18 protein-coding genes are annotated in these 21445 nt (G+C 43.6%); 15 read left to right on the top strand and 3 right to left on the bottom strand.

Annotated features, from left to right (window positions below):
- Positions 1 to 2 precede the first annotated feature (2 nt).
- The 13 genes from bshA (at position 3) to AC0L13_RS09805 (ending at position 13373) form a co-directional block, all read left to right on the top strand.
- Positions 3 to 1136 carry an N-acetyl-alpha-D-glucosaminyl L-malate synthase BshA gene (gene bshA / locus AC0L13_RS09865; RefSeq protein WP_473646525.1) on the top strand — a complete coding sequence of 378 codons (1134 nt, stop codon included), beginning with the start codon at positions 3 to 5 and terminating at the stop codon, positions 1134 to 1136.
- A complete protein-coding gene (locus AC0L13_RS09860; RefSeq protein ID WP_473646522.1) occupies positions 1133 to 2323 on the top strand; it encodes a CCA tRNA nucleotidyltransferase in 1191 nt (396 codons plus the stop codon). The genes bshA and AC0L13_RS09860 overlap by 4 nt, the downstream gene beginning before the upstream one ends.
- Positions 2301 to 3284 (top strand): biotin--[acetyl-CoA-carboxylase] ligase, encoded by a 984-nt coding sequence (locus AC0L13_RS09855; RefSeq protein ID WP_473646519.1) that lies wholly within the window; start codon positions 2301 to 2303, stop codon positions 3282 to 3284. Before AC0L13_RS09860 ends, AC0L13_RS09855 begins: the two co-directional genes overlap by 23 nt.
- A gap of 241 nt (positions 3285 to 3525) precedes the next feature.
- Complete coding sequence (gene panB / locus AC0L13_RS09850) at positions 3526 to 4371, top strand: 3-methyl-2-oxobutanoate hydroxymethyltransferase (protein WP_473646518.1); 846 nt, start codon at positions 3526 to 3528, stop codon at positions 4369 to 4371.
- The gene (gene panC, locus AC0L13_RS09845; RefSeq protein WP_473646516.1) at positions 4361 to 5260 is read left to right on the top strand and encodes a pantoate--beta-alanine ligase; all 900 of its coding nucleotides are present in this window, start codon (positions 4361 to 4363) and stop codon (positions 5258 to 5260) included. The genes panB and panC overlap by 11 nt, the downstream gene beginning before the upstream one ends.
- Positions 5235 to 5615, top strand: coding sequence for an aspartate 1-decarboxylase (gene panD, locus AC0L13_RS09840; protein ID WP_473646513.1), 381 nt, complete (start codon positions 5235 to 5237; stop codon positions 5613 to 5615). The genes panC and panD overlap by 26 nt, the downstream gene beginning before the upstream one ends.
- Positions 5616 to 5751: 136 nt before the next feature.
- On the top strand, positions 5752 to 8529 hold the full coding sequence (gene dinG, locus AC0L13_RS09835; protein ID WP_473646511.1) for an ATP-dependent DNA helicase DinG: 2778 nt from the start codon (positions 5752 to 5754) through the stop codon (positions 8527 to 8529).
- A gap of 67 nt (positions 8530 to 8596) precedes the next feature.
- Positions 8597 to 9076, top strand: coding sequence for a cell wall elongation regulator TseB-like domain-containing protein (locus AC0L13_RS09830; RefSeq protein ID WP_473646508.1), 480 nt, complete (start codon positions 8597 to 8599; stop codon positions 9074 to 9076).
- 44 nt (positions 9077 to 9120) lie between these two features.
- The gene (locus tag AC0L13_RS09825; protein ID WP_473646505.1) at positions 9121 to 10314 is read left to right on the top strand and encodes a pyridoxal phosphate-dependent aminotransferase; all 1194 of its coding nucleotides are present in this window, start codon (positions 9121 to 9123) and stop codon (positions 10312 to 10314) included.
- A gap of 24 nt (positions 10315 to 10338) precedes the next feature.
- Positions 10339 to 11634 carry an asparagine--tRNA ligase gene (asnS, locus tag AC0L13_RS09820; RefSeq protein ID WP_473646503.1) on the top strand — a complete coding sequence of 432 codons (1296 nt, stop codon included), beginning with the start codon at positions 10339 to 10341 and terminating at the stop codon, positions 11632 to 11634.
- A gap of 33 nt (positions 11635 to 11667) precedes the next feature.
- Positions 11668 to 12375 carry a DnaD domain protein gene (locus tag AC0L13_RS09815; protein ID WP_473646500.1) on the top strand — a complete coding sequence of 236 codons (708 nt, stop codon included), beginning with the start codon at positions 11668 to 11670 and terminating at the stop codon, positions 12373 to 12375.
- A gap of 10 nt (positions 12376 to 12385) precedes the next feature.
- Complete coding sequence (gene nth, locus AC0L13_RS09810; RefSeq protein WP_473646497.1) at positions 12386 to 13036, top strand: endonuclease III; 651 nt, start codon at positions 12386 to 12388, stop codon at positions 13034 to 13036.
- A complete protein-coding gene (locus tag AC0L13_RS09805) occupies positions 13029 to 13373 on the top strand; it encodes a YpoC family protein (RefSeq protein ID WP_473646494.1) in 345 nt (114 codons plus the stop codon). Before nth ends, AC0L13_RS09805 begins: the two co-directional genes overlap by 8 nt.
- Positions 13374 to 13417: 44 nt before the next feature.
- Here AC0L13_RS09805 and AC0L13_RS09800 read toward each other — a convergent pair whose 3' ends face one another.
- Both AC0L13_RS09800 and recU read right to left on the bottom strand, forming a co-directional pair.
- Positions 13418 to 16108 (bottom strand): PBP1A family penicillin-binding protein, encoded by a 2691-nt coding sequence (locus tag AC0L13_RS09800; protein WP_473646492.1) that lies wholly within the window; start codon positions 16106 to 16108, stop codon positions 13418 to 13420.
- A gap of 26 nt (positions 16109 to 16134) precedes the next feature.
- Positions 16135 to 16743 carry a Holliday junction resolvase RecU gene (gene recU / locus AC0L13_RS09795; protein ID WP_473646489.1) on the bottom strand — a complete coding sequence of 203 codons (609 nt, stop codon included), beginning with the start codon at positions 16741 to 16743 and terminating at the stop codon, positions 16135 to 16137.
- A 172-nt stretch (positions 16744 to 16915) separates the two neighbouring features.
- On the opposite strand from recU, the gene AC0L13_RS09790 reads away from it, so the two are divergent.
- The gene (locus AC0L13_RS09790) at positions 16916 to 17287 is read left to right on the top strand and encodes a YppE family protein (protein ID WP_473646486.1); all 372 of its coding nucleotides are present in this window, start codon (positions 16916 to 16918) and stop codon (positions 17285 to 17287) included.
- A complete protein-coding gene (locus AC0L13_RS09785) occupies positions 17284 to 19551 on the top strand; it encodes a DEAD/DEAH box helicase (protein ID WP_473646484.1) in 2268 nt (755 codons plus the stop codon). Before AC0L13_RS09790 ends, AC0L13_RS09785 begins: the two co-directional genes overlap by 4 nt.
- 23 nt (positions 19552 to 19574) lie before the next feature.
- Here the strand turns inward: AC0L13_RS09785 and AC0L13_RS09780 are convergent, their stop codons facing one another.
- Positions 19575 to 21407: a recombinase family protein gene (locus AC0L13_RS09780; RefSeq protein ID WP_473646481.1), complete on the bottom strand. Its 1833-nt coding sequence runs from the start codon at positions 21405 to 21407 to the stop codon at positions 19575 to 19577.
- Positions 21408 to 21445 lie beyond the last annotated feature (38 nt).

The raw sequence follows: 21445 nt of genomic DNA, 5'->3' as shown, positions 1-21445 counted from the left end.
ATATGAAAAAATTGAAAGTCGGTATAATTTGTTATCCCACGCTCGGGGGATCCGGGGTTGTCGCGACAGAACTTGGTTTGAAAATGGCGGAAAGGGGACATGAGATGCATTTTATCACGTCAAGTCGTCCTTTCCGTATTCCCGACGGCCACCCCAATGTTTACTTCCACGAAGTAAAGATTGACGGTTATGCCGTTTTCAAGTACCCACCGTACGATATTGCCTTAGCAAATCGCATTGCTCGCGTGATCGAAGAGGAAGAGCTGGATCTATTGCATGTCCATTACGCCGTGCCTCATGCCATCTCTGCAGCTCTCGCAAAGGATATGGCGAATTCAAATATTGGTGTGATCACGACATTGCATGGGACGGATGTAACGATACTTGGCCATGATCCCGGTTTGAAAAACACTGTCCGTTATGGAATCGAAAAATCGGATTTGACGACAGCCGTTTCCGAATCACTCCGACAAGATACGCTTTCGTTAATTGAGCCTAATAAAGAAATACTGACAATCTATAATTTTATCGATGAAGAGAAATATAAGCCAGTCGATCCAGGTTCATTAAAAAGCAAATTAGGTATCAAAGAAAATGAAAAGGTGATTATCCATATTTCGAACTTCAGAAGTGTAAAAAGAATTTCGGATATAATTGACAGCTTTAAGCTTATCCATAAAGAAATTGATTCTAAATTAGTATTGGTAGGCACAGGTCCTGAAAAGATTGAGATGATGGAGAAGGCGAAAAGCGAAGGGCTTGAAAGTAATATCATCTTCACAGGAAAACGGGATGACCTTCCGGAACTTTTGGCAATTAGCGATGTCATGTTCCTATTATCGGAGAAAGAGGCGTTCGGGCTTGTTCTTCTGGAAGGCTTTGCATGCGGCGTACCGGCTATTGCAACTGACATCGGCGGCATTCCCGAAGTGATTGAGGACGGCAAAAACGGATTCCTCGTTGAACTGGGAGATGTGAAGTCAGCAGCCGAAAAAGCGAAGATGCTTCTTGAAGACCCGATCATGCATAAGGAATTTCGGGAAAATGCATTACGGACAGTAGATGATAAATTTAATTCTGCCTCGATCGTTCTCCAATATGAAGAACTATACTACAGAGTGGCGGGTTTGAAATGACTTCGCAATTTGGAACAGCGCCAAGCCGAAAAGTCATTCGCCAATTGGAGGAAGCTGGTTATGAGGCGGTGTTTGTAGGTGGTTCAGTCCGGGACCATTTACTTGGTAAAGAAGCTTCGGATATCGATATCGCGACGTCTGCCACACCAGAAGAAGTAAAGCTTGTGTTCTCTCATACGATTGACGTCGGAATCGCCCATGGGACAGTAATGGTTTTGATGGATGGCGAACCGATCGAAGTTACGACGTACCGTACGGAAAGTACATATTCAGACCATAGGAGACCTGACGAAGTGGAGTTCGTCAGGTCATTGAAAGATGATTTGCAGCGCAGGGATTTTACGATGAATGCAATTGCGTTGACGCTAACTGGTGAATTGATCGACCCGTTCGGGGGAACGAGAGATCTTAAAAATCGCAAAATCCGGGCAGTCGGAAACGCTGCAGACAGATTCCATGAGGATGCGTTGCGTATGATCCGTGCAATCCGTTTTTCGTCTGTTTTAGATTTTGAAATCGAGAAAGGGACGTTGCTAGCCATTCAAGAAAACGCCGCCAGCATAAAGCATATTTCTGTAGAGCGGATCAAAGTTGAAATGGATAAGTTATGGAAAGGTGTTAATCCGGCAAAAGCGATTGCGACGATAGAGGATACCCGCCTATCAGAGCATTTGCCGCTATTTCCAAACGATGTCCAACGTTTAATCGCTTGTGCTCCTTTTGAAACAGCGAAACAAGGTTGGGCGGCATTGATGCTTGCAGGGAATTTTCCAGTCATGAATCTTGCAAAGGCATATAAGCTTTCCAATCGTGAGAAAGCTTTTCTGTCGGATGTTCTGACTGCATTCAAGAGGAGACAGTCCAATCGATTCATGATAGAAGATTATTATCGATTTCACATTGAAGTGCTGGTCTCCGCAGAAAAAGTATGGGAATCCTTTCATCCGACTGAACAAAGAATTCCTGTCGAGGAAATGATACGAATGCAAGATAAATTGCCGATTCGTTCAAAGGAAGACTTACAAGTTGATGGGAAGGACTTAATGACGTGGACAAGTCAAAGAGGCGGTAGATGGGTCGGCGAATGGATGGATAAAATCGAATCTATGGTATTGCATAGCCGCTGCCCAAATGATGCTGAAAAGATAAAGGAATGGTTTCTCAATGAATATGAACGTCAAGGATGAATTGCTAAAAAGACTTTTTGAAGCTCAAGGTACTCCAATTTCGGGGCAGGAGTTTGCAGATGAATTTGGTCTTTCGCGAACAGCAATTTGGAAATATATAAAAGAATTTGAAGAGGAAGGCTATGAAATCGCTTCAATTAAGAAAAAGGGGTATGTGCTCATCTCTTCGCCAGACCGTGTGAACACCGCAAATATTCAAAAGTATTTACAGACTAAAAATTATGGCAAGGTCATCGATTATTATGAAAGCTGCGAGTCGACTCAAAATATTGCACACGATGCTGCACAAGCGGGAGCAACTGATGGAACTCTTGTCGTATCGGAAGAACAGACAGCCGGCAAGGGGAGACTGTCACGTCCATGGAATTCAACAGCCAAAAAAGGAATTTGGATGAGTTTGATTGTTCGACCGTCCTTAATCCCTCAACAGGCGCCGCAAATGACACTCGTTGCGGCTGTTGCTGTCGTCCGGGCGATTGAAAATGTCACTGGTGTGGAAGCGATGATCAAATGGCCAAACGATATTTTAATCAATGGCAAGAAGATGACTGGCATACTGACTGAACTTCAATCAGAACCGGATCGAGTGAAGGCAATCGTTCTCGGAATTGGCATGAATGTCAATCATGACGAAGAAGATTTTCCGGTGGAGTTGAAAGAGATAGCTACTTCACTGAAGATAGAAAGTGGAATGGAAATCGATCGTGCGAAACTTATTGCTGAAATTCTCGGTTTTCTCGAAGTGTATACGGGAATATATGAAAAACACGGCTTTGGACCGATTAAACTACTTTGGGAAAGTTATTCGAACACAGCAGGCAAACGGATTCGCGCAGTCATGCTACATGAGACGATCGAAGGCACCGCTTTGGGTATTTCAGAGGACGGACTTTTGGAGCTTCAGCTCGATGATGGGACCGTGAAAGGCATTTATTCAGCTGATATAGTTATCAAAGATTGAACTATACAAAACTTCCTTGATTTGCTATAGTAATGGCGAAGGGCAGTATCAATCGGAATTGCACCTTCAAGGACGTATGATTGACAGTAAAAACCTAATAAGTTCTGCCTTGATCTTGTAAAAGACAGGGACGGAGGAAACCAAAAATCGTAATTACACAATCCTTCTGCCCGTTTTAGGTCGGAAGGATTTTTAATTTTCGGTTTTCTCCATTTTGACAAACAAAAGGGAGAGGATACGGATGAAAAGTAGTACGGATTTCACGAAAATGAAACGCCTTGGGGAAAAAATCGCCATGTTGACTGCGTATGACCATCCAACTGCGCAATTAGCTGAGGAGGCAGGAATTGATGTCCTTCTCGTAGGAGACTCGCTCGGAATGGTTGTATTGGGTTATGACTCGACAGCGGCTGTTACAGTCGAAGACATGATTCATCATGGAAAAGCGGTAAGACGTGGTGCAAAGGAGACATTCGTCGTCGTCGACATGCCATTCGCTTCGTATCACGGTTCCGCAGATAGGACGTTGGAAGCTGCGGTCCGCATCTTTCAGGAGACAGGTGCGAACGCGTTGAAGTTGGAAGGCGGAGGTAGGGTGATCGACACGATACGCCTATTGACGGAAACAGGAATTCCAGTCGTCGCCCATCTAGGACTGCTTCCTCAGTCGGCTGCTGTTGCAGGGGGATATAAAGTACAAGGAAAGACTGCGGAAGCTGCTGAACAACTTATCCACGATGCAATCGCTTGTGAAGCTGCGGGTGCATGCATGATCGTTCTGGAATGTATTCCATATCAGTTGTCGGAACAAGTTTCGAAAGCCGTCTCCATCCCTACGATCGGGATAGGGGCAGGAGCCGAGACGGACGGCCAAGTGCTCGTTTTCCATGATACGGTCAAATATGGAAACCACCACATCCCTAAATTTGTTGAAGCGTACGCCAATATCGGAGCAGATATCCGAAATGGTTTGCAAAAGTATGCCTCAGCCGTCAAGTCAGGTGAATTTCCAACTGCAGCACACCGCTTTGCAATGAAGGAAGATGAATTGGTTGCATTATACGGAGGAATGACTGATGTACGTTGAAAGTACCGACATCCAAGTGATTGAAACAATCGAAGAACTCCAAAAGAAACTGAACCGAAATGAAAGAAACCATACAACTGTCGGTTTCGTCCCTACTATGGGATTTTTGCATGAAGGACATCTATCTCTCGTCAAGGCTGCAAAGGAGCAAAACGACATCGTCGTCATGAGTATTTTTGTCAATCCGGCACAGTTCGGACCAGGCGAGGATTTTGAATCCTATCCACGTGATCGTGAAAGGGATATCCGTCTTGCAAGCGAAGCTGGCGTCGATATTGTTTTCGTCCCTTCAGTCGAAGAAATGTATCCTATGGATGGCGGCATCCGCATATTGCCGGGAATGCAGGCGAGTGAGCTTTGCGGTGCTGCAAGGCCAGGACATTTCGATGGGGTGCTCAAAGTTGTATTGAAGCTGTTCAATATCGTTGATCCGGATCGTTCCTATTTTGGCATGAAAGATGCTCAGCAACTAGCCATTATCGAAACGTTTGTGCGTGACTTCAATTTACGGACAGCTATCGTTCGAGTTCCGATTGTAAGAGAAGAAGACGGGTTGGCAAAAAGCTCTCGCAATGTGAATTTAACAGTGGCAGAGCGTGCAGAAGCCCCTATCATCTATCGAGCATTGCAAATTGGAGCACAGATGTTTACTGAGGGAGCCGACCCGAAGGCTATTGAACAGGAAGTTTCGGATTGGATTGTCTGCAATAGTTCCGGGAAGATTGATTATGTCAGCTTGCTTGCATATCCTCAGTTGAAACCGGTGACAGAAGGTACACAGGAAGTTATTTTAGCATGCGCAGTGAGATTTTCGACAACAAGGTTAATAGATAATATTATTATGTCAACAAAGGATGGTACTTATGTTTCGAATGATGATGAACAGTAAATTGCATCGCGCCACGGTGACAGAAGCGAATTTGAATTATGTAGGAAGCGTAACGATCGATAGCGACTTGCTGGACGCTGCAGGCATGCTTCCGAATGAAAAGGTCCACATCGTTAATAACAATAACGGCGCGCGTTTTGAAACGTATATCATAGCAGGCGAACGTGGCAGTGGAGTTGTTTGCGTCAATGGCGCTGCAGCGAGACTCGTTCAACAAGGTGATATTGTCATTATCATTTCTTATGCGTACGTTTCAGAAGAAGAAGCTCGTACACATCAACCGACAGTGCTCCTTATGGATGACAAGAATCGTATTAAAGAAGTAATCACGGAAGCGCCTGGTATTATCGCTTAATTGATTACAACGCTGATGAAGGAGGAAATTTCCTTCGTCAGCATTTTTTTATTGCTAAGAACACCTAATCGAGCAAACGAGCACCGGAATATGATACAATCTGCTTTAGTATTCAATACAGGAAGTTGATGATTGAATGGATAACAGTACATATGCAGTCGTTGACTTGGAAACGACTGGACATTCTCCTGCAAAGGGAGACCGGATTATACAAATCGCGATTGTTTTCATTGAAAACGGAACAATCACGAATACGTATGCCCGATTTGTCAATCCAGAACGTGAAATACCCGCGTTCATCCAACAATTGACCGCAATTACGGATGAAGAAGTTCGGACTGCTCCGACATTCGAAAAAATTGCGCAAGAAGTTTCCGATATGCTACAAGGAACGGTATTTGTCGCGCATAATACCGATTTCGATCTGTCGTTTTTGCAAAGTGAATTTAAGCGTTGCAAAGTATCTGGATGGTCCGGTAAGAAAATCGATACTGTCGAGTTATCCAAAATTCTTTTCCCGTCCTCCTCTAGCTATCGTCTTCAAGACTTGGCAGAGGATCTAGATATTGAGCTGCCAGCTGCACATAGAGCGGATGACGATGCGGAAGCGACAGCGAATTTGCTGCTGACGGCATTATCCAAACTTCGGACATTGCCCGAAGAAACGTTGAACTTATTGCATAGACGTTCCTTCTCATTGCGTTCGGATATTTCGACACTCATCTATGAAGCGTTGAAGCATGTCCGAACATCCACAAACAGTCGTAAGCTCCCTTTATTTAGAGGAATTCCATACCGCAAATTGGAAAGGATCGGAGGAACGATCGCAGCCCGTTCCACATACCCGATGAATGAAAAGGAAAAAATCGACCTTTTAAAGAAAGGTTATCCTTCTTTCGAATATCGGAAGTCTCAATTGGCTTTCATGGATGCAATTTGGGAAACGTTGAATTCACATGCTGAAGTTATAGCTGAAGTCCCGACAGGAGTAGGAAAAACAGTTGGTTATTTGCTGCCTGCAACTATCCATTCGTTTCAAACAGGTAAACCGGTAGTCATTAGCACGTTTACCAATCACCTCGTCGATAAGATATTGGAAGACGAAGTGGAGCGTATTCGAACAATGCTTGGCATCGATTGCACCGCTACAGTCTTGAAAGGGAGAGAGCAATATATTTCGCTCGGCAAGTTCGAGGAGTTATTGAGGATTACAGACGAATCGTATGATGAGACGTTTTCCATCATGCAAATCCTTGTCTGGCTGACAGATACGGAAACCGGCGATTTGAATGAATTGAATGTATCTGGCGGTGGCCAATTATTTGTTGATAGAATCCGCAAGCGGAATAATCGGCTGAAGGACGATGAGAAAGCGGCAGATTACCACCAGCGGATGATGGATGCTTGTCGCCATTCCAATCTCATTATTACGAATCACTCGATGCTCCTGTCGGATTCCAACCGTGAACAAAAGATATTTCATAACTTTTCGGGCTTGATCATCGATGAAGCGCATCAATTCATTCATACCGCAGCGAATTCTAATGAGACAGTGCTATCCTATATGAATTGGAAGTATGTCATGGGACAGCTAGGCTCTGATGCAGATGGCCAGCTTCTTCATCATTTGATGAACCTTCATAGGAAATATAGCAACTATGGAAATCAAATATTCGGGAAGCTTTCGGCTTCTTATGAGCAATTTTCCAATGTATTTGATGAAGTTGCTTCTCTAATGTCATCCCACAAGCCGCAATCTGGCGGCGGCCAGCAAGGGAATCGAGTGATTTTCAGTCTTGAAGAAATAGCCGGAAACAAACCACTCTTTTCGCAAATGGCTGTAAAAATGAATGAGTATATACAGAATGTACAAACGATTAGTTTGCGATTGGAAACATATAGAGAAAAAATGTCGAAGAAAGAACAGGCGTTTTTATCCGAATGGAATTATTGGTTGCGAGAATTGAAAATCAAAGCTGGTGAATGGGTTGAAATATTTTTGGATGACGAAACAGATAATTTTACTGTTTGGATTGAAAAAGATAAACGGAGCTTACCAGGCAGCTTGAATGTTGTGAAAAGTCCCGTCGATGGGTCAGTAATTACGAAGGAATTCATTACAGGCCTAAAAGCTGAAAAAATTGGGATCGTTTGGACATCAGCTACGATGACGATCAATCAAGATGAGCGATTTGTTCCAAGGCAGCTAGGAATAGAAGATCATGTGCCTGTTTTGACATTTGATGCTCCAGATCATTTCTATGACAACGCTGGGATATTTATCGTTGAAGATATGCCGTCCATCCAACATGTTTCACAAAGCGACTATATTGAGGCTGTAGCGGATGCTGTAGTCCAAACTGTAATTGCGACTGGCGGCAGGCTATTCGTTTTATTCACTTCACAAGACATGTTGCGCAAAACATATGAATTGATTTTAGAAAGTGAATTATTGAATGACTATGCTCTTATCGCACAAGGAGTCAGTTCGGGCAGCCGTATGAAACTTTTAAAGTCATTCCGCCAGTTCGGTAAATCGATCCTGTTTGGAACGAACAGTTTCTGGGAAGGCGTTGATGTTCCCGGAGAGGCATTGTCCGCTGTCATTATTGTCAGACTGCCTTTTTCATCGCCGGATGAAGTCGTTTTCAAAGCGAGGGCTGCAAAGCTTGCCGCGAACGGTTCAAATCCTTTTACTGATTTGTCTCTTCCAGAAGCGATTTTAAGGTTCCGCCAAGGGTTCGGCCGGTTAATACGGTCATCTGGAGATAGGGGCTTTTTCATCATTTTGGATAGGCGTATTGAAATAAAATCATACGGGAAGCGTTTTTTGGCTGCACTGCCTTCCGTTCCTGTTCAGAAAGTGTCACTAGAACATATGGTGAATGAGCTCGAAGATTGTTATAATAAATAGGAATCCAGTAGATAACAGGATGCGATTGCATTCCAATTGGCAGTTTTGTGTATAGGAAGTGAGACTAATGATGAATTGGATCAAATTCATCGCAGCTTTCCTTTTGGCATTATCACTTGTCATCATTGTCATCGTTTTTTATAATGCCAACAAACCTTTTTCGACCGCCCAACAAGATGCGGAAACGGCTGCTTTGAAAAATGGCGCTTTGCAATCTGTTGAGCATTCCGAAATTTACAATGGTACCGTATCGATGGTAACGGTGTTTGGCAAAGATGACGAAGGCAATGAGAAAGCGGTATTCATTGAAGGGAAAACAGGAGAAATCATCGATGAAGTGGCGATGAAAGACGGAATTGAAGCGCAAGCAGCGATCAAAACGGTCAAAGCAGAACTGCAAGTGGAGAAAATCCTTCATGTGACCCTCGGCTTGGAAGAAGGCCATCCTGTATGGGAAGTCGCATTTAAAGGTGACAATGGAAAATTGAATTATGTGTATGTCTTTTTTGAGAACGGTGAATGGTGGAAACGGATTTTAAATCTATAGAGGCATTCATTCAAGAGATGAAGGGACAAAAGGGAGCGATTCTGTTGACAAAGAAATTAGCGGCTAGAGTGAATACATTATCACCATCAACAACCCTTGCCATTACGGCGAAAGCGAAAGAAATGAAAGAGTCGGGTATCGACGTTATCGGCTTAGGAGCAGGCGAGCCTGATTACAATACGCCGGAAAATATTTTGGAAGCAGCCTATCAATCGATGAAAGAAGGCAAGACAAAATATACGCCTTCTGGCGGGCTTCCAGCATTGAAGGATGCTGTCATTGCCAAATTGAAGGCGGATCAGCAGTTAGATTACACAAGGCAGGAAATTATGATTGGTATCGGCGCGAAGCATGTTTTATACACACTCTTCCAAGTCATACTAGACCCTAGCGATGAAGTGATCATTCCCACACCATATTGGGTAAGCTATCCTGAGCAAGTGAAGCTGGCTGAAGGCGTTCCTGTATTTATCGAAGGCACTTCCGATGCCCAATTCAAAGTGACGGCTGAACAAATCAGTGGTGCCATCACATCTAAAACGAAAGCAGTCATTATCAATTCTCCAGGGAATCCGACTGGAATGATCTATTCTCGTGAAGAACTTCAACAAATTGCAGAAGTTTGTCGAGAAAAGGACATTTGGATCATTTCGGATGAAATCTATGAAAAATTGATTTATGGTGGAGAGAAGCATGTTTCAATTGCCCAGCTTTCGGAAGATGCGAAAAATCGGACGTTCATTATAAATGGAGTGTCCAAATCACATTCAATGACTGGTTGGAGAATCGGTTATATCGCAGGCGATGCCAATGTCGTCAGCGCTATGACGAATTTGGCGAGCCATTCGACATCCAATCCGACAACGACGTCACAATACGGTGCGATTGAAGCATATAACGGCCCTCAGAATGCAGTGGAAACTATGAGGGAGGATTTTGAGTCGAGACTAGAGCGTATTTATCCACAGCTTGCAGCAATTCCCGGCTTTACAGTCGTCAAACCTCAAGGTGCATTCTATTTGCTGCCGGAAGTTTCGGAAGCGATGAAGAAAACCGGCTTTACAAATGTGGATGATTTTGCATCTGCATTATTAACTGAAGCAAAAGTGGCGGTCATTCCGGGGTCCGGATTCGGTTCACCTGAAACGATTCGCTTGTCTTATGCGACATCGATCGATCTACTTGAGGAAGCGGTTAAACGCATCCGTTCATTTGTAGAAGCAAACTGGAAAGAATAATAGTTCATACTCACGGAGGTACTTATGAAAACAATTATGATTCACGAAATGCCTGATCACGTTGGTGAAACTGTCCGGATCGGAGCATGGCTAGCAAATAAAAGATCAAGCGGCAAAATCGCTTTCCTTCAACTTCGCGACGGTTCAGGCTTTGTGCAAGGCGTTGTCGTCAAGGAAGTTGTAGGGGAGGATATTTTCGCAAAAGCGAAATCACTTCATCAAGAATCCTCCCTTTATGTGACAGCAGAAGTGACGGAAGATGAACGTTCTTCATTCGGAGTTGAATTGCAAGTTAAAGACATCGAAATCATTCATGAAGCAGTCGATTATCCAATTACGCCGAAGGAACACGGAACTGAGTTCTTGATGGATAACCGTCATTTATGGCTACGCTCTCGTAAACAGCATGCCATCATGAAAATTCGAAACGAAATCATCCGCTCTACATTTGAATTTTTCCATATGAACGGTTTTGTGAAAATAGATCCTCCTATTTTGACAGGCTCTTCACCTGAGGGAACTACGGAACTATTCCATACAAAATATTTCGATGAAGATGCATATTTGTCACAATCAGGTCAACTTTATCTAGAAGCTGCAGCGATGGCATTAGGGAAGGTATTTTCATTCGGACCGACTTTCCGTGCAGAGAAATCGAAAACACGCCGTCATTTGATTGAATTCTGGATGATTGAACCAGAAATGGCATTCGTGAAACATGAGGAAAGCTTGGAAATCCAAGAGCAATATGTTTCGCATATCGTCCAATCTGTATTGCAAAACTGCCCATTGGAACTCGAGCGACTTGGCAGGGATGTTTCGAAACTAGAAAAAATCCAAGCTCCATTCCCACGCATTTCTTATGATGATGCAATTAAGTTCCTTCAAGAAAAAGGCTTTGACGACATTGAATGGGGCGATGACTTCGGTGCACCGCATGAAACTGCGATTGCCGAAAACTTTGATATGCCTGTCTTCATTACAAATTATCCTAAGGATATTAAATCATTCTATATGCAGCCGCATCCGGATCGCGATGATGTCGTTCTTTGCGCTGATTTGATCGCTCCGGAAGGGTATGGGGAAATCATCGGCGGTTCAGAACGTATTTATGACTATGAATTAATGAAGCAACGCATCAAAGAGCATAATTTGGATGAGTCTGCTTATGAATGGTATTTAGAATTAAGTAAATACGGCGCAGTTCCACATTCCGGCTTCGGGCTTGGATTGGAACGGACGGTGGCATGGATTTCCGGTGTCGAACACGTTCGGGAAACAATTCCGTTCCCACGTCTGTTGAACCGTCTATATCCGTAATAGAAGTAAGAAATAAATAGTGAGGTGTTCGCCATGCAAGATGAAGAACGGCTCCGTATTTGGATTGAGCAGGGAAATGTAACTATTTCCCAGCTCTTTTTTCAGCACTATAAAGCGTTGGATATAAAAGATGTCGATGCCGTGCTCTTGTTGCATATGTATGCATATCAAGCAGATGGTTCACAATTTCCTACGCCATCTGATCTGGCAGCGCGTATGCATTTAACAGAAAACGAAGTGTCGGCAATCCTTCAACGTTTCATGCAGCGTGGATTATTGGAAATCAAGCAAGGTCAGGATGAAAACGGAGTCCTTTACGAACAGTTCTCGATGCAGCCATTATGGAACAGATTAGTGAGTATTGTGCTAGCTGAAAAGAACGTAAAGGAAGAAAAGAAGGACAAGGAAGAAGAAGGCGAAATCTTCACGTTGTTCGAGCAGGAGTTCGGCAGACTTTTATCTCCAATGGAATGCGAAACGATTACAATGTGGCTGGATGAAGATGGACATGCCGTCCAGATCATCAAAGCAGCATTGAAAGAGGCGGTTCTTGCCCAAAAGCTCAGTTTGCGCTATATTGACCGAATACTGTTCGAATGGAAGAAGAAAAGAGTAAGAACGTTGAATGACGTGGAAAAGCAATCTAGGACGTTCAGGACATCAATGATACGTCCAGTTCAAAATCAGGAAGCTGTCGTAAAAAAGGTTCCTTTTTATAATTGGCTGGAGGAACGGGAATAGGTGATTGTCTATGTTGACGAAGAAACAATGGGAAGTCTGTCTAGAAGAATTCGGGAAAATGTTTCCCGATGCTCATTGTGAGCTGGTGCACGAAAACGCTTTTGAGCTGCTCGTTGCCACATTACTCTCCGCTCAATGTACAGACGTGCTCGTAAACAGGGTAACTGCGGATTTGTTCAAAAAATATAAAACGCCTGAAGATTACTTGGCCGTTGATATTGAAGAACTCCAAAATGATATTCGTTCCATCGGCCTGTATCGAAATAAGGCGAAAAATATTCAAGCGCTGAGCGCTCTTTTAATCGAAGAATTTGATGGGGAAGTGCCAGCGGATAGGGATTTACTAACGACTTTTCCAGGCGTCGGAAGAAAAACAGCAAATGTCGTCGTTTCGAATGCGTTTGGCATTCCGGCAATGGCAGTCGACACACATGTTGAGCGGGTTGCCAAACGTCTTGGCATGAATCGTTGGAAAGACACACCACTTATGGTGGAAGAAAAAATCATGCGCTGGACGCCTATAGAAAAATGGACAGATACCCACCATCAAATCATTTTTTTCGGAAGATATCATTGCAAAGCCCAAAATCCGAATTGCAATGAATGTCCTCTTCTTCCTTTATGCAGGGAAGGGAAGAAACGGATGAAAGGCATTGCATAATTCCGAAATGGATAAGAAGGAACTGCTTTATTCTTTTTGGAACAATTGGTTGGACATGAAAGCAAGCATCGAGGATGCATATAAGCAAAAGGATCATGAAGCTGCCAACATGATGGAAAAGGCCATTGAAAATTATTCGGCAATGATCGAGTCATTTTTACTTGTCGAACCTTCTGTTACTGGCGATAAAAAATCGTCAATTGAACCATTGAATGGGGCAGAGCGTCTAGCATTCATACGAGGAAAAATATCAGGGTATTATGCATATGTTCAGTTGGATGCACTTTATACCGAGGCGATGAAAAAAGCAGTGAGTCAAATAGCGAAGAATAAATAAAGCCGGAAGGGAATTTTAACCCCTTCCGGCTTTTTACATATTACTTATCTGTTCCCGCCATCATTGGAACCGTCGTTGGAGCCGTCATCTCCTCCGGATCCCGGATCGGTTGTATCATCTCCCGAACTTCCGGAATTATCCCCAGTCGAATTATCGGCGTCTCCATTGTTTCCATTGTTTCCATCGTTTCCGTTGTTGTTTCCGTTGTTCCCACTGCCGTTATTGCCATTGTTGTTGTTGTTTCCATTGTTCCAATTGCCGTTGTTACCGTTATTCCAGTTATCATTGTCGTTATCATTTTCACCGTTATTTTCTTCGTTACTTCCGTCATCCATCCAAGAGTCATCATCATTTTGCCCCTCGATTAATAGGGAAGTGGAAGCTGCGCTACTTTCAATGTCTCCCGAGAACGCTGTCACGTAGAATACGTACGTACGACCCATTTCAGCTCCGGAGAACATCAACCCATGCTCAGAAGTTGTCTGCACGGTCTGCGGTTCGCCGCCGTCCACTGCGACGGAAACGTTGAATTGAATAGGTTCCGGAAGCACAAATGCATCTGGATCTTCATACGACCAATTTAGCGATATTGAGTTCGTCTCTGCATCATATTCTGCCGATAAACCGCTTGGAGCTTCTAGTTCAGTAATCACTTCTTCATCCATTTCGGTTGGAACCGTTCCTCTAACGAATAATTCAGTGCTCTTTAACGCATCAGGCGTCGAATTGCTCGCAAGGATTGCCGGATTGGATCCTTTCACGATGACAGCTTCTTCAACTGAGCTCGGCTTTTTGAAATGCGGCGTATTCTTTCCGGCTACAAGATCGGTCATTACCGTCCTGAATAGGATTTGCGGTACATACCGACCTTTATCATATGTTGTAATCGGGGTTTTAAAATCTTTATATCCGCCCCATACAGAAATGGTATATTCCGTCGTATAGCCAGTGAACCAGCTATCTGGAACATCCGTACTCTTCATTCCTTTTTCTTGCATCGTTTTTGAATCATAGTTTGTTGTACCAGTCTTACCAGCCATATCCAGCCCTGATACACCGGCCGTCTTACCAGTTCCGTAAGAGATGACATCACGTAACATATCAGTCACCATATAAGCCGTTGAATCTTTCATGACCGTCTTAGGATCCGGTGCCAAGTTCCGCTCGGAGCCATCGCGGAAAGTGATTTTTTTGACGGCGTGAGGTTTCGTATAAATACCACCGTTGCCGAACGGAGCATAAGCGCCTGCCATTTGAATTGTGGAAAATTCAGCATCTCCTCCGCCGATAGCAAGTGTGGAAGTCATATCACCATACTCTAGCCCAAGCTTGCCTGCAAATTCGCGAGCCCGTTTTGTTCCAACTTCTTCAAACACTTTGACGGCTGGAATATTTCTCGAGCGGTACAAAGCTTCTCTTGCAGTAATCGGTCCCAAGTATTTCCCGTCTACGTTCCGGATTGATATGTCAGTGCCCTTGTATTTATAAGGTTCGTCAACTACGATATGCGCAGTTGACCAGCTTTCATTTTCAATGATAGGACCGTAAGACAGGATCGGTTTGATGACCGAACCGGGCTGTCTGAGGTTATCTCCGGAAGCGAAGTTCAAATTCCGTCCAGTGAAATTCCTCCCGCCTCCGATTGCGACAATTTCCCCTGTTTTTGTATCGAGCACTGTCATTCCTGCTTGCATTTCCTCTGATTCATAAATGGATGCATTGTTAATCGCCTTTTCAACAGATTGCTGCGCCGATGGATCAAGGGCAGTCTGAATAGTTACGCCTTCCGCCAGGAGATCCATCATGCCTTCCGCTTCCAATTCATCCAATACGATGTCGACATACGCAAGGTACTTCGAATCCTTGTTTTGTTGACGTTGATCTTCTGGAAGAAGTGTCTCAGTTACAGGGATGGCTTTCGCTTTCTCCATCTCTTCTTTCGTTATTTTTTCATGTTTGTACATTAGGCTAAGGACTGTATTCCGACGTTTTTCAGCCCTCTCCGGATTTTTAAACGGATTGTAGCCGTTAGGAGATTGAGGCATTCCTGCCAACAGGGCCATTTCATGCAATTCAAGCTCATCTAGATCTTTGCCGTAAAATTCTTTAGCAGCAGTTCCGATTCCATAAATATTGCCTGACATGAGAATTTTATTGAAATACATTTCAAAAATTTGTTCTTTGTCATATTCTCTTTCTAATTTAAAGGCAAGCCACGCTTCTTGTGCTTTACGCTTCAATGTCTTTTCATCTGATAGGAAAGAGTTCTTAATGACTTGCTGTGTCAGCGTGGACGCTCCTTGAGAACCGAAGCCGCTTTTGAAGTTAGCAAGAACAGCGCCACCAAGTCTCCAGAAGTCCATACCATGGTGTTTGTAGAAGCGGACGTCCTCGGTTGCGAGAACAGCGGCTTCCATTTCTTCAGGGATTTTATCATAAGGGACGAATTCCCGATTTTCCGCCCCGAATTTCATGAAGACATTACCGTTTCGGTCAGCTATATGGGAGGTGAGCGGATCTTTCAATAAGCTTTCATCGAGGTCGGGCGCACTGCTTGCATAGAAAGCAAAAAGTCCCGCTCCGCCGATCAATATTGCAACACCAAGTGCAACTATCCCAAGAAAGACTTTTTTAATGATATTGCCGCCGTTCTTCTTCTTTTTATTCTTCCCGCGCTTTTTCTCCGCCTCCAACTGCTGGCGTCGGGCTGCTCTAGATTTTGTTTGATCACTCATAAATTTTCCTGCCTTTCAATTGTTTCTTATTCAGGTCTTTGCAAAATTGTGTCCAAGGCGGCCAAATAATCAAGCCGTGGATTGAAACCTGCTTTTATTTCTATGGATATCTCTTCCATTTCGTTAAGTGTAATAGATTTTCTTCCTCCTGCTATCATTCTTTCCCATTTTTTTTCGAAGTACTCGTAGGGGACGATGAAATAGCGATCAAGAACGGCAAATTTCACTAATAGAAACGCGATTCCATCTTGCTCAGTCACTTTTTTCATATGCTCGACCTGATGCTCATGAATATTTTGCAACGGAAACGAAGTTGTATTTTTCGTCTCCTTTGCTTCAAAGTCAATATATTTCCCATTCCAAACGCCATTATAGTCGGTTGTGGAAGGAGATCTGAAATATGCTTCGGTTATGACGGCTGCGCTTCTGGCAGGATATTTTACGTGTACGATTTGGATAGGGACCGGCTTCTTGTGGATGACCGCTTTATTGTTGGCCAAATAATACTCATTCGTTTCGTTCAACTCATCCTCTAATGATTTTCCTCGATTACTGAACGATAGATTTTTTTTATTCACTCGGGCAGAGCGTTGTGCCGGAACATATTTTTTTCCGTTCGGATATCGAATTGTCATTCCTACCACCTCGCATAACTATCATACCATAATGATTGGACGGATTATCGCTTTAAAAGTTGCGCGAAATTAATGTTCAGCCCATATTAAAGAATGCACGTTCGTTGAAGTTTGGTGTCTGGGTGCAGTTTTTGATAGACTATAGGAAAGACTTCGGAAAGGAAGAAATAACTTGTTAACCTTACTAGAGAAAACGGAACGGCTCCTTTCTGTATGTGAAGAGTGCTTGAATAGACTTCCCGCTATGCGAGAAGAGGATCGGGAGCCCGATTTTTTTACAGAAGTGAAACCTTATGCAGATATTAATCATAGATTGCTTGACGAATGGACCGAGGAAATTAGGATGTTAATTCGGAATGAAAGGCCGAAATACATTCATCTTCATCAGATCGAATCATTGAACGAATCGATGAAGCAATTCATTGTACAATCTTTTTACCCGAAAACAGGAAAGAAACGTTTTATCCTTTCCATCAATTCTGCGACATACACATTGAGAACAGTTTTAGATGAATTGCGATCTAAAGGAGGGGAGCAAGGATGAAGAAGACAAGCGTCCGAGAAACGGTTGATCTCTTCTTATCCGACCCTGAATTATCCTCCAATGTTCGCCATTATGAAAAGATTGAAGGGAAATCTGCCGAATATGCATCATTTCCGGAACGGCTTCATCCATCCATCGTGAAGGCGCTGGCAGACAAAGGGATTGAACGCTTATACAGTCATCAACGAGAGGCGTTCGATCATGCGACGTCGGGAAATTCAATAACAGCTGTGACGCCGACTGCTTCCGGGAAATCATTATGCTATCATCTGCCCGTCCTGCAAAGTATTTTGGAGGACGATTCATCCCGTGCGCTTTATTTATTTCCAACAAAAGCGCTCGCACAAGACCAGTTGGCGGATTTGCATGAGTTGATTGAAGCGAGCGGGGAGACGATCCTCAGCTACACGTATGATGGAGATACGGCACCAGGGTTAAGAACGAAAGTTCGTAAATCGGGACATATCGTTTTGACGAATCCAGATATGCTGCACTCGGGCATATTGCCTCACCATACAAAATGGGTTTCCCTCTTCGAAAACTTGAAGTATATCATTATAGATGAATTGCATACGTATAAAGGGGTGTTCGGGAGCCACGTTGCCCATGTGATAAGAAGACTGAAGCGCATTTGCAATTATTATGGATGCAATCCGACTTTCATCTGCACATCAGCGACGATTGCCAATCCGAAAGAGCTTGCTGAGACGTTGACGAACTCACCGATGCATCTCATATCGAAAAACGGCGCTCCTTCAGGCGTCAAGCATTTCATATTTTACAATCCACCCATTGTCCATAAAACGTTCGGTATCCGGCGAAGCGCAATCCTCGAAGTAAGAGACATTGCGTCGTTTTTGTACAGGGAAGGGGTCCAAACGATCATCTTTGCGAAGAGCAGAGTGCGCGTTGAAATGCTTGTTACGTATATGAAGGAATTGACGAAGAAAAAACTGTTCGATCAGACAATCATGGGCTACCGAGGCGGCTATTTGCCATCGGAACGACGAAAAATTGAAAAAAGGCTGCGCGACGGGGAGATTAAAACTGTCGTGAGCACGAATGCGCTTGAACTCGGCATCGATATCGGCCAACTGCAAGCTTGTATCATGACCGGCTATCCGGGAAACATCGCGAGTGCCTACCAACAGGCTGGAAGAGCGGGAAGAAGGCAAGATGACGCTTTGATCATCTATGTCGCACAATCGATAGCGCTTGACCAATACATTATTCAGCATCCTGAATACTTGTTAGGCCAAACACCGGAAGAAGCGAGAATTCATCCTGATAATATGCTTATCCTCATGGATCATCTGAAATGTGCATCATTTGAGTTGCCGTTCACGATGACAGAAACATACGGAGAATTCGAAGTCCAAGAGCTGCTCGCCTTTTTTGAGGCCGAAGGGGTGCTCGTTAAAACATCCGATAAATGGCATTGGATGACAGACAGATTCCCGGCAAGCGAAATCAGTCTACGTTCGGCGTCCCAAGAAAATGTCGTCATCATCGACAAAACGATTCCTAAAGGAACTGTCGTCATAGGGGAAATGGACCGTTACAGTGCAATGACGTTGCTTCACGAAGAGGCGATCTATATCCATCAAGGCAAACAATACCAAGTCGAAATGCTAGATTGGGAGGAAAAAAAGGCATACGTAACGGAAGTCGATGTCGATTATTATACGGACGCCAATTTGGCTGTGGAATTAAAAGTGATCAGCGAAGATGAAAGCAGCCATATTGGGGAAGCGGAAGTAGCGTACGGAGATATTGCTGTTTTGGCGATCCCAACGATTTTCAAAAAGATAAAGCTCCATGATAAACGTGACAATATTGGTTCGGGTCCAATAAACCTGCCAGCCGAAGAACTGCATACGAATGCAACTTGGCTTGCGTTCAACTTGCCGGATGGGTGGAAAGAATCCGACCTAACTGACGCGATGACAGGGGCAGCATATGCCATCAGGTCATTAATTCCTCTCATGATCAGATGTGATAGGAGTGACATCCACGTTATCCCCCAAGTGAAAGCCGTTCATACAGGAAAACCGACAATCTTCATCCACGATAGTTATCCGGGAGGCATTGGATTAAGTGAGAAGCTGTATGAAAGTTGGAGGGAGTTGCTGAGCCTAGCAGCTAAACATGTAGAAAATTGTTTCTGTGAATTTGGTTGCCCGATTTGTATAGGTGCACAAGAAGCAGGTATTGAAACAGCCAAGAAACACGTTAGTGCATTGCTGCACGAATTGGCAAAATAATAAGAGGGATTGAAGCTTTGATGTTATGGCTTCAATCCCTCTTCCTCAATTAGCTTATAAATCATTTTACGATTGATACCCGTCTTCTTTTCCAATTGCCTACCGCTGATATCAGGATCCTTTCTCAATTCATCCTTTAGCAGGGTTACATGTTGTTGTCTGACGGCAAGGGACTGCTTGTTAGGGGCTAAGTGCTTGAATGGTCCAAAACGCTCCTGGTCCCATTTAAGCGTGAATGGTTGGCTCCCGATAATGCGCCCAAGCGCTTCGAGTGACAATCCTTTTTGTTCGTTCAGAATTTGTTGTGCTTGGATGTAACGGACTTTTGCTTGCTCCAATACTTGCCGTTCAGTCACTTCCTCCATCGTTTCAATAGGGATGTTGACATCAATTGTGACTTGCTGGGGCAATAGGGCATGGAGTGTAAATATATTATTTTCAGCATCCAATGTAGCAGTAGGGAAGAGACTACCAATGAGTCGTTGCTGATCAGCTGGTTCGAGCAACTCCTCAAATCGACTGGCAATGCTAAAAAACTCTGCGACTGTATCATAATTCAATTTCTCATTTTGAATCAATTCGCGTTTACGGTTTCTTTCTTTTAAGTCAGTTTCAATACGTTTCGATTGTTCTTCTAACATCCGATACCGTTCATCCAGTTTTTCTTTTGGCCACTTGTCGTCCAAATACAAATCCAACAGCTTATCCATTTTGGAACGAACATCAGCATCCAATTTTTGCAGCCTTTTTACGTCTGCATCAATACGAACTAGTTCAGTCTCATCAAAATCTGAATCAATATACTCAGAGATTTTGTTCGTATCGGTTAAGATATCTTTAACTGCCTTGGAGATCTGTTGCTTCACACGCTTGTCGTTGATTACCGGTTTGACGCTACATTTGCTATATGTTATTTCATTAGTATGAGTTAACAGGAAAATGCCGTATTTCTTTGTTTTATCTCTGTTGTATGCATATTGCCTTTTAACACTTATTTCCTTTTGACAGGAAGCGCACATGATTATCACATCTCGCAGAAAGTGATGATCTGCCGGTTTGCGTCGGTATCTTTTCTTTAAGACATTTTGAATGCGAGCATACATGAGTTCAGATCGTAGGGGAGGGTAGACACCGGGAACAGTAATTGTCTCGCCGTTGCTGAAGGTCTTCTGTAGAATGCCGTGATAGGCAGGGTTCTTCAACTTACCTAACACCTGTTGGTTCGTCCACATTTTCCCCTCGGCTGTCTTGCTGATCTTGTTAAGCTCCTTTGCGATTGCTTTAGCACCAAGTCCCTTTTCGATATAAAGGGAATCGATGAAAGGGATGATCCAAGATCGCTCCTCGTTAACAGCGATTTCTTCCGTCTCCTTGTTGTAGAGATATTCCTCTGGCTGCTTACCCCATACTTTGCCTTCTCGAGTCTTTTGGCGTTTACCACGCATCATTTTACGCAACAAGTCTCGTCTTGATCGCTGGGCCAACAAGTTTTTCAAATCAGAAATAAACTCATCATCCTCGTTTGAGAGGTCGACGATGTTGCCAGGCTCTGCAATCTTTACCCGATTGTCTCGTAGAACGCCTTTTAGATATTCCCACTTGATTGTGTCTAGACGTGATAATCGATCCTGTTCAATACATAGCACTACGTCGATTTTTCCATCTTCAACATAATCAAGCATGGCCTCCAATCCGTCTTTGTCCAATTTCGTTCCACTATCGACATCTTTAAAAATATCGACAATATTCCAGTTTTGAGATTGGGCGTATCTAGTTAATTCAATTGTTTGAGCTTTAAGACTGTATCGGTCCTCTTGAAGTTTAGTAGAGACACGAATATAAATAGCCACTCTCATTGCTAACATCCTCCCTAAATTTCACACGTAGGAATGTA

The sequence above is a fragment of the Sporosarcina sp. QA0331 genome (assembly GCF_055808055.1).
The sequence above is the reverse complement of the archived record's forward strand: the minus strand, read 5'-3'. Positions and strand labels throughout refer to the sequence as shown.